13 protein-coding genes are annotated in these 13,797 nt (G+C 39.5%); 9 read left to right on the top strand and 4 right to left on the bottom strand.

Annotated features, from left to right (window positions below; genetic code table 11):
* Window positions 1–16 precede the first annotated feature (16 nt).
* The 6 genes from JI666_RS15660 (at window position 17) to JI666_RS15635 (ending at window position 5,069) form a co-directional block, all read left to right on the top strand.
* A complete protein-coding gene (locus JI666_RS15660; RefSeq protein ID WP_206893510.1) occupies window positions 17–1,750 on the top strand; it encodes a sensor histidine kinase in 1,734 nt (577 codons plus the stop codon).
* Between the two features lie 3 nt (window positions 1,751–1,753).
* Window positions 1,754–2,485 carry a LytR/AlgR family response regulator transcription factor gene (locus JI666_RS15655; protein ID WP_206893509.1) on the top strand — a complete coding sequence of 244 codons (732 nt, stop codon included), beginning with the start codon at window positions 1,754–1,756 and terminating at the stop codon, window positions 2,483–2,485.
* A gap of 138 nt (window positions 2,486–2,623) precedes the next feature.
* Window positions 2,624–4,081 carry a carbon starvation CstA family protein gene (locus JI666_RS15650; RefSeq protein ID WP_206893508.1) on the top strand — a complete coding sequence of 486 codons (1,458 nt, stop codon included), beginning with the start codon at window positions 2,624–2,626 and terminating at the stop codon, window positions 4,079–4,081.
* Between the two features lie 78 nt (window positions 4,082–4,159).
* Window positions 4,160–4,309, top strand: a complete 150-nt coding sequence (locus tag JI666_RS15645; protein ID WP_206893506.1) for a hypothetical protein — start codon at window positions 4,160–4,162, stop codon at window positions 4,307–4,309.
* Between the two features lie 202 nt (window positions 4,310–4,511).
* Window positions 4,512–4,757 (top strand): hypothetical protein, encoded by a 246-nt coding sequence (locus JI666_RS15640; RefSeq protein WP_206893504.1) that lies wholly within the window; start codon window positions 4,512–4,514, stop codon window positions 4,755–4,757.
* Window positions 4,758–4,880: 123 nt separating this feature from the next.
* A complete protein-coding gene (locus JI666_RS15635; protein ID WP_211201534.1) occupies window positions 4,881–5,069 on the top strand; it encodes a spore germination protein in 189 nt (62 codons plus the stop codon).
* Between the two features lie 66 nt (window positions 5,070–5,135).
* Here JI666_RS15635 and JI666_RS15630 read toward each other — a convergent pair whose 3' ends face one another.
* The 3 genes from JI666_RS15630 to JI666_RS15620 all read right to left on the bottom strand — a co-directional run bounded on the left by JI666_RS15630 (window position 5,136) and on the right by JI666_RS15620 (window position 9,395).
* Window positions 5,136–6,065 (bottom strand): ArsR/SmtB family transcription factor, encoded by a 930-nt coding sequence (locus JI666_RS15630; RefSeq protein ID WP_206893502.1) that lies wholly within the window; start codon window positions 6,063–6,065, stop codon window positions 5,136–5,138.
* Window positions 6,066–6,174: 109 nt separating this feature from the next.
* Window positions 6,175–7,563 (bottom strand): MFS transporter, encoded by a 1,389-nt coding sequence (locus JI666_RS15625; RefSeq protein ID WP_206893501.1) that lies wholly within the window; start codon window positions 7,561–7,563, stop codon window positions 6,175–6,177.
* Between the two features lie 17 nt (window positions 7,564–7,580).
* A complete protein-coding gene (locus JI666_RS15620) occupies window positions 7,581–9,395 on the bottom strand; it encodes a sugar-binding domain-containing protein (protein ID WP_206893499.1) in 1,815 nt (604 codons plus the stop codon).
* 284 nt (window positions 9,396–9,679) lie between these two features.
* Here JI666_RS15620 and JI666_RS15615 point away from each other — a divergent pair, with 284 nt between their 5' ends.
* The 3 genes from JI666_RS15615 (at window position 9,680) to hxlB (ending at window position 12,013) form a co-directional block, all read left to right on the top strand.
* The gene (locus JI666_RS15615) at window positions 9,680–10,480 is read left to right on the top strand and encodes an alpha/beta hydrolase family protein (protein ID WP_206893498.1); all 801 of its coding nucleotides are present in this window, start codon (window positions 9,680–9,682) and stop codon (window positions 10,478–10,480) included.
* A gap of 342 nt (window positions 10,481–10,822) precedes the next feature.
* Complete coding sequence (gene hxlA / locus JI666_RS15610) at window positions 10,823–11,452, top strand: 3-hexulose-6-phosphate synthase (RefSeq protein WP_206893497.1); 630 nt, start codon at window positions 10,823–10,825, stop codon at window positions 11,450–11,452.
* A 6-nt stretch (window positions 11,453–11,458) separates the two neighbouring features.
* Complete coding sequence (hxlB, locus tag JI666_RS15605) at window positions 11,459–12,013, top strand: 6-phospho-3-hexuloisomerase (RefSeq protein WP_206893493.1); 555 nt, start codon at window positions 11,459–11,461, stop codon at window positions 12,011–12,013.
* 638 nt (window positions 12,014–12,651) lie between these two features.
* Here hxlB and JI666_RS15600 read toward each other — a convergent pair.
* Window positions 12,652–13,563 carry an HD domain-containing phosphohydrolase gene (locus JI666_RS15600; RefSeq protein WP_349769346.1) on the bottom strand — a complete coding sequence of 304 codons (912 nt, stop codon included), beginning with the start codon at window positions 13,561–13,563 and terminating at the stop codon, window positions 12,652–12,654.
* Between the last annotated feature and the right edge of the window lie 234 nt (window positions 13,564–13,797).

Genomic DNA, 13,797 nt, shown 5'->3' with positions numbered 1-13,797 from the left:
AAAGGAGCTTTCTCTCATGTTCGAACTCTTGCTTACGATGCTTGAGCGACTTGGCATTATTGTAACGATTGCATTTGTGCTAACTCGCTTTCGCTTCTTCCGAGATATGATACATAGCGATCAGCTTGCACGTAAGCAACAGTACGTTGCGATTGGTTTCTTCGGCTTTTTTGGTATTATCGGCACGTATACTGGACTAACATTTAGTACGGAGTCTTTTCAGTTTAACTCGTGGCCGCTAGAACTATCATCTGAAGAGGCGATTGCAAACTCTCGAGTCATCGGTGTTGTACTTGCTGGACTTCTCGGAGGAAAAAGGGTTGGAATTGGAGCGGGGCTTATTGCTGGCCTTCATCGTTATTTGCTTGGAGGCTTCACTGCTCTTGCGTGTGGACTCGCTTCAATCATTGCAGGACTTATTGCGGGTTCTCTGCATAAACGGAATCGCCACGTAAAGCTCCACTCCGCTTTTCTTATTGGAGCAGGCGCTGAAACGGTTCAAATGCTTATCATTCTTCTCTTATCAAAGCCAATGGAAAATGCCTTCGCCCTTGTCGAGATTATCGGGCTCCCGATGATCCTTGCTAACGGTATAGGATGCGCCCTCTTTCTCCTTGTAATTAAAAACGTAGTAAATGAGGAAGAAAAGGCAGGAGCTCTTCAGGCTCAGAAAACGCTTCGTATTGCGGATCAAACGCTTGGATACTTAAGAAAAGGACTTACTCCTGATTCAGCAAAAGAAGTATGCCTGATTCTTCACGAAGAAATCGAAGGTAGCGCTGTTGCTATTACAGATAGATCACATATTTTAAGTCACGTCGGACTCGGAGACGATCATCATCAAGCAGGACATACAATCCAGACCACCATTACTCGAAAAGTAATCGACAAAGGTGAAGTGGTTATCGCAAATGACAGCGTCATTCATTGTGCCGAAGAACGCTGCCCGCTCGGTGCAGCTATCATTGCACCATTAAAACAACGTGGAAAAACGATTGGCACGCTAAAGTTCTATTTTAAATCTGAAAAAGAAATCACACATATTATTACAGAGCTTGTATCTGGGCTTAGTAACCTTCTAAGCAATCAGCTAGAGATTGCTGAAGCTGACAAGGCCTTCCAACTTGCCAAGGAAGCAGAAATTAAAGCCCTACAAGCACAGATCAGTCCACATTTTCTATTTAATTCATTAAATACAATCATTTCGTTAATACGTATTGAACCAGACAAAGCACGTAAATTATTAGTTTCACTTTCCCACTTTCTAAGGCAGAATCTATCAGGTACAACAGCGAATATGACGTCTCTTAATCAAGAACTGAAGCATGTAAGAGCCTACTTGGAAGTTGAAGAAGCTCGATTCGTAGACCGACTCACAGTGCAATACAATATTGAAGAGTCTGCTCTTTCTGTTCAGCTTCCTCCACTCACTTTACAGCCAATTGTAGAGAACGCTATTAAGCACGGCATTAAAAATAAGGAAAACGATTGTATTGTTAAAATAAGCATCAGTAAACAACAATATGGAATCCTCGTTTGTGTTACCGATAACGGAGAAGGAATGGCACCAGATCGATTAGATGAGCTTGGTAAATCTCATGTATACTCTCAAAGTGGGACAGGTCTCGGTTTATACAATGTGAATCGTCGTTTAACGATGCTATTCGGCGACGACGCGAGCATCAAGATTGATAGCAAACAGAACGAGGGCACTACTATTTGCTTTTTGATTCCAACTACGGAGGACTAAGATATGAACAAGATTAAAATACTGATCGTTGATGATGAACGTTACAGTCGCCAGGAATTAGTCCATCTTCTTGATCAATTCCAAGCGATAGAAGTTTTAGGAGAAGCAGATTCTGGTGAGGCTGCTGTTATTAAAGCCCTTCAGCTTCAACCTGACGTTGTGTTTCTTGATGTAGAGATGCCCCGTATGAATGGTATGGAAGCAGCAAAAGCATTAATTGAGCTGAAAAAACCGCCGCTCATTGTTTTTGCTACTGCCTATCCTGAATTCGCTGCTGAAGCCTTTCGTTATGAAGCTGTAGATTATTTGCTCAAACCATACGATGAAGAACAGCTAAAACAAACGGTGCAACGCCTTGAGAGAATGGTTCACCCTTTACACAAAGGGGACCAAGAGCCGCTGAAGAAAAGCAAACTTTCAATTGAAATCGAAGGGGATATTCACTACCTTGATCCAAGTGATATTCTTTATGTTTTCCGCGATGACAAAGTTTCACGGATCATTACACGAAGCAGTGCATATGAAGTGAAGACAACTCTGAAAGAGCTTGAAAGCCGTCTCTCCCCTCATTCTTTTTTTAGGATTCATAAAGGCTATGTTGTAAATCTTCAGTATGTAACACGCCTTACACCGTGGTTTAATGGTGCATATCAACTCGAGCTAGAAGGAGTGAAAGATAAACTCTCAGTAAGCCGCAATTACGTTAAGCCCCTTCGTGCAAAACTAGAACTATAAAATAAGAGTGCATGTCAGCCTCTATTTCTTGCATGTTGGACACTCATTATTGCATGTTAACGTCAAAACACCCTACTCACCCCTTTTCTCTCTTATACTATATGTAAACGCATACAAAGAACGGAAAGGGTTGATATTATGTATACATTTTTAGCAGGAGTTGCACTTCTCATTATCGGTTACTTTACCTATGGTAAATTTGTAGAAAAGACTTTCGGAGTTAAGGAAGCACGCCAAACACCAGCATACACGCATCAAGATGGTGTTGATTACCTACCGATGAACACAAAAAAGAACTCATTAATCCAACTCTTAAATATTGCCGGTGTCGGCCCTATTTTCGGACCAATTCTAGGAGCTCTTTATGGTCCGGTTGCCTTTCTGTGGATCGTATTTGGCTGTATTTTCGCTGGAGCCGTGCATGATTATTTAACTGGAATGATTTCCATTCGTAACCGGGGCGCTCACCTGCCTGAGCTTGCTGGTAGATTTCTTGGTAAAGTGATGAAGCATGTTGTAAACGCTTTCGCTGTATTGTTACTTCTCCTTACTGGAACAGTGTTCGTTACTGCACCTGCTGGTCTCTTAAGTAACCTAATGAATGGCTGGGCTACAATGGGCCTTATTCTCGGTGCAATCTTTGTTTATTACATTCTTGCGACATTGCTACCGATAGATAAAATCATTGGACGTTTTTATCCCATATTCGGCGCATTGCTACTCATCAGTGCAATAGGTGTTGGGACAGGACTTGTGGTCACAGGTGCACCAATTCCAGAAATCACACTAAGCAACCTTCACCCTGACAGTGCACCGGTATTCCCGCTCTTATTCTTGACGATTTCTTGTGGAGCACTATCAGGTTTTCACGCAACACAAACACCGATTATTTCACGTACAACACAAAATGAAAAACAAGGGCGCAAAATTTTCTACGGTATGATGATTGCTGAAGGTGTTATTGCAATGATCTGGGCTGCTGCTGCAATGAGCCTATTTAATGGTCCTGTAGGATTGAATGAACTGCTTGCTAACGGCGGACCTGCTGCGATCGTAAGTGAAGCTTCTACATTAATGCTGGGCGCAATCGGTGGAACGCTAGCTATTCTTGGTGTTATCGTACTTCCAATTACATCAGGCGATACGGCATTCCGAAGTGCACGTATGATCATTGCCGATTATTTCAACTACTCACAACGTAAAGTATCTAGCCGTCTTTGGATCGCTCTTCCACTTTTCGTGGTTGCATTCGGTCTAACAAAAATTGACTTTACTCTACTTTGGCGCTACTTCTCATGGGCTAACCAATCAACAGCTATGATTGCACTATGGGTTGGTGCTATGTATCTATTCATTGCGAAAAAGAACTATTGGATTGCGATGATTCCAGCTATTTTCATCACAATGGCAACTACTACGTACATTTTAAACGCTCCAATTGGATTTAGGTTGCCAATGAACATTGCCTATATTGGCGCAACAATCATTACAATTGCCGTCATCGTTGCCTTCTTCTTCTCAGCAAGAAAACAGCGTGCTGCCAACACGCCACTTGAAGAAGACATCTCTGAATTGACCAAGGACAGCGTGGCGTAAAGTGAAACAATCGGACCTCTAGGAGCAGTGACCCCACTCAAGGTCTTGATGAAATTCTAATTTAAAAGGGGAGGTTAGATGGGCTGCTGTAATACGAAATATAAAGATACTGTCGATGAAGAGGAAGAACGGATAAATGAAAAAGGGAAAGAGCAACTCCCTTTGTACGGAAAAATCATTCTTAGCTGTTTATTCATAGGTGGAATCGCGCTAATCGTATTTCTATAGTAGAAAGACTGAGATCATAATCTTGATCTCAGTCTTTTGTGTCTTTATTACTCATCACAAAATAATAAAAATTTGGAGGGTCCTTTCTTTCCAGTTTAAAGGCACAATTCTCTACCTCTCCATTCCTGTCCAAACGTTTCTAGTTATGACTTCATAGTTTAATAATGTGACTCTAGCACGATAACGAAAGTGAGGAAAACTGATGTCTTTTCACGACGAGTTTACGAACAATATTGGTAGATGTGTAGCGATTCGCTGTCATGGTGGAACTACCCATTACGGATACATCGATCATTGCGATAATGAACATGTTTACCTTCGCCCTATGGATGGAGAAGGTAATGATGGATCTGGCTTTGGAAATTACTTCTTTTTAGGGGCAGCCCTCATTGCTGTTGGACTTGCATCAATTGCAGCTTACAGCTATTCACCATTCTTTTTCTGGTAAACAAACAGAACGCTCAGAGATGAGCGTTTTTTCCTTTACACTATATTTTTCTTGAATGATGTCCAAGCACTTTTGCTGTTTGTCCATATACTGAAAGTAGACGTTGTAGAGGAGTGATCGCAAGTGGGATGCTTTATCAAAGGACCGGTTATTATCACAAATAATAGTGGAACAGTCGTACAATGCGCTCATACTATTTCGCCTATATCTGTTAGTAACAGTGTCACTGGATCAGGCGGAGGCAATACAGGTTCGTTTATGATCGTAAACAACTTTTATAGCATTGCAAAAGGAATTAGAAGTGGGAAATAGGCCTCATTATTCTTTCATAAAGTAGTAATCAAACTCTCTTATTACTTTTTAAGAGAGTTTTTCTACTTACTCTCCCACTATGTTTGGCTCATATTTTATATGAACAACAATCCCCTGTTCATGGTTACCAAACTTAGGACCAAATAAATTCATTCCACCGCTGTTAACAGCGTCTTCTTTAATACCCAAACGAAAAGCAATATAAGGGTAGCTTGATAAATTGAATTGATCGATGGTAAGGTGGGAAACCTTTTCTCCATCAACATAACACCCGCTCTTGTTTACTTTCCATCGCTTTAATATCCCATACTGAGTAAGATTTGTTCGCCACCATTCGGGGGTTAATAAACCTCTTTCACCACCAAAGTCACCTGGCGATGTCCATGTTCCTATTTCTTCGTGATTAATCCAAGCTGTTATGTCAGAAGGCCAATCTAACTTATGATTTGGTGCTTCAGAACAAATTTCAGTGCTAATTTCCAATTCACTTGCTTGATACCCATATGGAATACGGTTAGGAAAACGATATTCTACATATCCATCCTTAAAGAACAGAAGCTGAGCACGCTTTCGATCCGGTTCATAAAATGATCGCGGATCATCCTGCATTCCTATAAAATCTTTCTCATCTACTATTCCGCAATTCGGAACAACATGACAGTCAAGATAATCACCAATAGGCATTTCAAAGGTTAATTCATGTTCTGCACGTTGTTCATCTTCCGTATATAGATCCATTACAATTCGATCGTAATTGATGGCACTTACTTTCTGGGTTCCTCTTCCAGGTACAAGATTAGTTACGATTAGATCTACTTCTTCTAATTTATTTACGTGTGAAGCTGTTGTTGAAAAGGGCAAGCTCAACTTCTCAGCTAAATCATTTACATTGTAGGGCTTTTCACTTAGAAGCTGTAGAATTTGCACACGAGTTTGGTTAGCGAGCGCTTTACTGATCGGAACGATATTGTCAAAAGACAGTTGCAACTTTTTCAAATAAACACCACCATGATTGTCATCTATTCATTCAAAACTATTATAACAAACTGTCTACTAAACAGTATTAGCCCCCTTAAAGACCAGGGGGCTACGTTCATTTTACTGTTCAGGCTTTCAGTTCTTCCCTCATCTTTCTCTCGTGTAATTTTTCTACGATTTCATTATACTCATCTTCTGTATAAGAATAGAAATACATGACAATTAATCTGATGAGAGATCCTAGTGCAGGTAAAAGCGCGATAACGAAAAACATCATATCTAGAGTGAAATCTGTTTGGACCTCATTAGGACGGTAATTAATCCATGTCAAAATTAGTCCGGTAGCACCGCCAGCAATAGCAACGGAAAGCTTACCAGTAAATGTTTGTCCTGAAAAAATGATCGCTTCGTTTCGTTTTCCTGTTTTCAATTCGGTATATTCAATCGTTTCAGCAAGCATAGATGAAATTAATGGACCTGTTGCAGTATAAAGTAGCATTGTGATTGCTATGAAAACAAAGGAAATGAATACACTAGAATAACCGACAGTAAACCAGATGATTCGAATAACAATGTCAAGCGCGACAATCGTCATCAGCATATGTTTCTTTTTAAATTTCTTTGCTAAGGACGGAATAACGAAGAAACCAATACAGCTCGCTAAACTAATTATCCCGAAGATGGACATCAAGGAAGCGTTTCCAAGATTGTACGTGAAAAAGAATACGTTCAAGGCTTGAGTTATGTTCATAAACACATTGCAGAAGAAAACGACTAATACTGCAAACATTGGTTTGTTTGCCTTAATCGCTCTCGCTGCATCTGAAAGCTTCACTTTCGTTTTTGGTGCTTTAACTCGTTCTTTCGTATTCTTAAAACCATTCAACATAATAGGCAGAGCAAAAGCCATAAGAACAACGGTGGCAAGGAAATATCCCTGTCCTTTATCACCTCCACCTAACCATTCAGCAAGGGGAACAAATAGTACTGGTGACAAGGCGATCCCAGCAAAAACACCCATGTTTGCAAATGTGATTAGCTTCGTACGCTGCTGCGCATCCTGACTCATAACAGAAGAAAGTGACCAATAAGGAACATCAGAAACCGTGTAAATCATCCCCCATAGGATATACGTCCCACCAGCATATAGTAATTTCGCTGTTGGACTAATACCGTCTAAAGGTAGAAAACACACAATCGTAATCAACGCGACAAAGAACGGCATGTATTTTAAATACGGACGGAATTTCCCATGCTTTGAATGCAGGGTATCCATTACAGAAGCCATCATTGGGTCGTTAATCGCATCCCAAGTTCTGGCTATTAGGAAAATAATACTTGCTGCTGCAGCTGAAATCCCTAGAATATCCGTATAGAAAAATAAAATGTAGGACCCTACTAACCCGAAGCTAATGCATTGTCCGAACCCATAACCAAAATATGAAGCAAACTCTTTCGTTCGAATATCCTCTTTGGTATCCACATCAGGTGACGAGTAGTTTCTAGCTGTTTCCATGGTTTACTTCCTCCTTTTTATTCAAAGATAAAACCGTTCGACTGCTTAGATAATAGAATCTTCCTAATCTCTTCTGTATTAAATTTGTTTTCATGGCGATCGTCGAGAAGACCGTTCACTTCTTGCTCAACATCTGTTAGCTGCGTATAACAGAACCCCTGAATGGCGTCATTCTCCATGATGACTTTCGTTAACGCCGTTAAACGATCAATGACTTCTTCCTGAGTATGAGGCCTGAATCCATATCCCCACTCTTCTTCTCTTGATTCACTACCATAAGCAATGCCGCCATATTCACTAATGATGATCGGCTCACCTTTATACTCATATCCTTTTGCATAGTTTTGCTTTCGACTCGTCTTCGACGGGCTACCGTTTACATAGTCACTCTTATTCTCGTAACTCGTTCTCATAGAATCGGCATCCGAATTATAATCATGTATCGTTAATAAATCTGTGACTGTATGCTCCCAACCATCATTACCAACAATGAGACGATTAGGGTCCTGGGCCTTCGTCTGATAATAGATAGCGTTTACAAAGGCTTGCTGATCTTCTCGATGATAGATTTCATTCACACCCCACGACTCATTCATTAGCGTATAGATGATAACGGAAGGGTGATTATAATGCTTTGTAACCATCTCTCTCGTTTCATCCATCATCCGAGCCATCGATTTGCATGTGAACTTGAAGCTACTTGGCATCTCAGCCCACATCACTAGACCCAACTGATCACAAAGCGTCATATAACGTCTGTCAGCAATTGTTTGGTGACGACGGACACCATTGAAACCCATTTCCTTCACTTTGAGTAAGTCTGTCTTCATTTGCTCAAAATCAGCTGTCATTAGTGAGTCTGGATAATACCCTTGGTCGAGGATTAACTTTTGATAGAACGTTTCTTTATTAAGAAGAACCCTTCCATCCTGTACTTCAATACTTCTCATACCAAAATAGCTATCAACCTTATCAATCACTTCATTTTTAACACTTAACGAAAACGTTACATCATACAAATTCGGCGTATCTGGTGTCCAGTAATACACGCGGAAATTAGCTTGGTCAGAATCAACGCTCGCTGTTAGTTCTACGCTCGTTTGATACTCTTTCACCCATACACCAACCGTGTCGATCCATTCCCCTTTAAAATAAACACATGCTTCGAGGTACGCCTTTTGTTTTTGGCGAGGAAGAGTCGCTTCAATGGATAGTTTGCCATCTTCTACTGAAGGCGTCATCTTCACATCTTCAATATGATAAGTCGGTACTTCCTCTAGCCAAACAGGTTGCCATATTCCTGTTGTTCTTGAATACCAGCATAAAAAATTTTCGCCTTTCCATGACTGTTTTCCAATCGGCTGTTCAACACTATTTCGATCTTCAACTCTAATCACAACAGTGTTATGACCTTCACTTAACGCATTTGTAATTGAAAAACTAAATGGTGTATGTCCACCCTCATGGTCCCCAATATACTCCCCGTTCACCCAAACTTTTGTATAATAATCTACTGCTTCAAAATGAAGCAAAACCTTCTTACTACCGTCTATGTCCCAATGGAATTCACGCTTATACCAAACCACTTCATGAATTTCATCTACTTGAACACCAGATTTTGCACTCTGATATGCATAAGGCACTTGAATGGAATCAGTAAGATCCCTCTCTTGTAAATAAAACTTTTCACCTTCTCCACGATCTTCATCATCAAATTCAAACTGCCATTCACCATTCAAGTCGTACCAATACTCACGTTTCATTTGTGGTCGAGGATAATCCTCGTAATTGCTCTCTGTTCTTTCTAATACGGATGTTGTTTCGTAGACCATTTACATACCTCCTCTAGTACAGTACCTTTGTCACAATCTATCTATCCACGCTATAAGTAAGGGCTTTCATTTATCGTCTGTTTTTATTATTACATTATTAATGGTTTCATTACAATAAAAATAGTAATAAAAGATAAAATGTTTTTTCTAAATAGGTTTTTAAGAGCAAAGTTTACTCGACCCCAAAATAAAAAGCTTTTGCTTACAATGGGGGACCATTACCTTCTCTGATAAGATTATGAGATAATAGAGTTGGATCTAATCATGTCATTTGAGGTGAAAGCATGGAAACAATCTTTTACGGAGAAAATGAAAATCAATTCGGAGAACTTCGCCTTCCTAAAGGAGATGGACCACACCCTGTAGCAATCGTAATTCACGGTGGTTTCTGGCGTAAGCCGTTTACCCTTGAGTTAATGAAAGAAGTTGCTGAAGATTTAACAGCCAGCGGTTTTGCCACGTGGAATATTGAATATCGACGCACTGGTCATGATGGCGGGGGTTGGTCTGGAACACTTACTGACGCAGCTAAAGCTACCGACTACCTTACTACTCTTGCAGAAACATACCCCCTCAACTTAGAGAAGGTTGTCACAATCGGACATTCTGCTGGTGGCCATCTCGCAACCTGGTTAGCAGCTCGCCACCGCATTGACCGTAATAGTGAGCTCTACATTACTGAACATCCCCTTCTTATTCACGGCGTCATCAGCCTTGCTGGTGTAAATGATCTAGAGATGATGCACGGCGTTCACCATTATCGAGACAAGGTTCTTTCACTTGAGCCAAATAACCCTACAGCTGAGCTAATGGGCGGATCACCTGAAGACATACCTGAGCGCTATAAAAATGCTTCACCAGTTGAACTACTTCCGCTAGGCGTTCAGCAGGTTCTAGTACATGGTTCACTTGATGTCCACGTGCCGATAGGAATTAGCGATCACTACCATCGAGAAGCGGAAGGTGCAGGTGACTTCGTAAAGTTTATTGAGCTTCCTGCAGCAGAACATTTCATGCTAACTGATACGACTTCTTTTGCATGGGAAACCATTAAAGAAGAAATTCTACTACTAGTAGAACATTAAAATAATCAAAAAGCCGCTGTTCCTTCAAATTTGATAGAGAACAGCGGCTTTTTAATTACGCTATACAGACGCTTTCGTTTAATCAGTTTGCCAAAGACATTGTGAATGTGATTTAACCTCCTAACCTATTTATATCTTAAGTCAAGAATGGCAATTGATGTTTCAACACGTTCTGTAAGGGAATACTCTACTTTCGGACAATCAACTGTGTTCTTCTTACAGCACATCGACTTAAGCAATATAATTGCTACTAAACCGAACAAAAGTTAATATTGGTTTCAATTCACAGAGAAAATAACCTAGAGAGAAACTAAGAAAATACGGATTGGGAGTGAAAGAATTATGAAATTACAGCTAGCATTAGATTTGGTAAACACAAAAGAAGGTATTGAACTAGTGAAAGAAGTTCAGGAGCATATTGATATCGTTGAAATTGGAACGCCGATTGTCATCAATGAAGGTCTTCGTGCTGTCAAAGAAATGAAAGCCGCATTCCCTAACCTTGAAGTTCTTGCGGACCTTAAAATTATGGATGCTGCAGGCTATGAAGTTATGAAAGCATCTGAATCCAACGCAGATATCATCACGATTCTTGGTGCTGCTGAAGATGAATCAATCAAAGGTGCTGTCGAAGAAGCGAAGAAACAAGGGAAAGAAATCCTTGTTGATATGATGGCAGTGAAAGATCTCGCTACTCGCGCTAAAGAAGTAGACGCACTAGGCGTTGACTATATTTGCGTTCATACTGGCTACGATCTTCAAGCGAAAGGCCAGAACTCTTTCCAAGATCTTGAAACCATCAAAGGTGTCGTAAAGAATGCGAAAACAGCAATCGCTGGTGGCATTAAGCTTGATTCTCTTGAAGAAGTTGTAAAAGTGCAACCAGACCTTGTCATCGTAGGTGGCGGTATTACTGGTGAAGACGATAAAAAAGCCGTTGCATCAAAAATGCAAGAGCTTATTAAAGGATAATTAATCATGCAGACTACTCACTATTTAGCTGAAATCATTGATGAGCTAAATCGTTCCGTAGATCTCATTGCTGACGAAGAAGCTGAACAGCTCGCTAACGAAATTCTCGAAGCGAACAAGGTTTTCGTTGCTGGCGGTGGTCGATCTGGCTTTATGGCAAAGTCTTTTGCGATGCGCATGATGCACATGGGAATTGATGCTTACGTTGTGGGCGAAACGGTCACACCAAACTTTGAAGAAGGTGATCTGATCATCATCGGATCAGGTTCTGGTGAAACAAAACAGCTCATTTCCATTGCGAATAAGGCCGCTAATATCGGCGGAAAGATCGCTGCTGTAACAATTAATCCCGACTCAACAATTGGCGAGCTAGCAGACATCATCGTAACACTACCAGGTTCACCAAAGGATCAGTCAGGTGATTATGAAACGATTCAGCCGATGGGATCTTTATTCGAACAGACTCTTTTACTTTTCTATGATGCTATTATTTTACGATTCATGGAGAAGAAAGGTTTGGATACGGATAAGATGTACGGGAAGCATGCTAATTTAGAATAGCTAAAAAACGTGAAAGACCGCAAAGCTTCGAATGAATGCTTTGTGGTCTTTCACGTTTAGATATTCTTATAAAATTTACGATATTATTTTTTCAGGAAAGTCGATACAAATCTGATTTCTCCCTTTTTTCCTTGGCTATGTTGAGAGAGTGATCAGCAACATTGATTAGATCCCTACTACTCATCCTTGTATGAATAACAACCAACGCAGCGCCAATACTTACAATTTAATGCATACCAAAAAGCAAACAATACTAAAAAACAAAGCAGAATGATTCTGTCTTCGTTGAATGAAAAGAACAGTATGATATAAACTTGACAACAACAAACTACCAAAGATAACAAGTTCAAGTGCATTTTCTCTAAATGCGATATCTGTTATTTAATCTATTCAAAAATTTTATGCAGTAGAAATAGAAGGCATATCTAAAGCATATTCAGTTTCCTTATTCACATGATTAAGAACCACACGATAAGTGGCGTACCCATGCCTTAGAACACATTTTTGCGTTTTTCCAGGTTGAAGTAGATTGAACCCCGTTAATAAAACCAAAATGATAATAAAGAGAAAATAATAAAATCCTCTATTCATCTTCCTTCTTCATACACTATTCTTATCTAAATGAGAAGAAACACAAATTACTTGATACGCCCTTCTTCTCTTAATACCTGTTCAAAAGCATTTACGACATCATGATCATAATGACTGCCAGATAATCTTCTTAATTCATCTATAGCTACTTCAGCACTCATCGCTTTACGATATGCCCGATCCTCCGTCATAGCATCAAACGTGTCACTAACCGCTATAATGCGAGCTTCTAGAAGAATCTCTTCTTCTTTTAATCCACTAGGATACCCGGATCCATTCAACCGTTCATGATGTTGCTCAATAATTGGAGCCAGTTCTTCATAGTAAGTGCCTTTCACCATTTCCGCGCCATCTTTTGGGTGCTTTTTTATCTCAGCAAATTCTTCGTTTGTTAAATGGCCGGGCTTATTTAAAATTTCTTCAGGTACATTTATTTTGCCGATGTCGTGTAATAATGAAGCATTTGTTAATGTATTAAGTTGAACTTTTTTTAAATTTAATTTTTTCGCAATTTTCACAGCGTATTCTGCGACTCGGTCACTATGCAGATATGTATACCTATCCTTTTTTTCTACACTTTTAACAATATCTCTAAGAGCCGAAATATCATTGCTTAAATATAAAAAAGTTTGTTCAGTTACAATCCAAATATATTTAACATTTGTTAGAGTTTTAAAGTGAATAGGGGCTTTTAAGTTTTTTGCAGAGTAATAGTCTTGGGGACCTAACTCTATTCTTTCACCATCTAATTCACAAAACATTTGCCCAGACAAAATATAAAAAAACTCCATAACATCAAGATTATCAGAAGGATAAACATAAAACATTTTATCTGCACTAATGGATTGTAGTAATATTTCAACTCCATCACCATGAGAAAGAAGGCTAATTTCATTATTATCATTTTTCACTGTTTCAAGCGATGTCCCCTTCTTACCTATATTAAACCCTTCCATCATTTCACCTCACAATACATACACCATCTTTTTTAAATAACAAGACCTTATGAAAGATTTCTTTTTCGAATCTTAGTATCGCCCAAGTAAGGTGTATACCTCCACTTAATATTAATATACGACATTCATACATTCTAACCTGCTAATAAAATGTCAATATAACTCTTTTTATTCAATATAATATACCTTTCGTACATTATAAATATTAATTTCGGTTTAATCCTAACTAAGTTCATG

Source organism: Bacillus sp. NTK071, assembly GCF_017303315.1.
Taxonomy (GTDB): Bacteria; Bacillota; Bacilli; order Bacillales; family Guptibacillaceae; genus Guptibacillus.
Note: the sequence above shows the minus strand (reverse complement) of the source record. Positions and strands in the feature narration are given on the sequence as shown.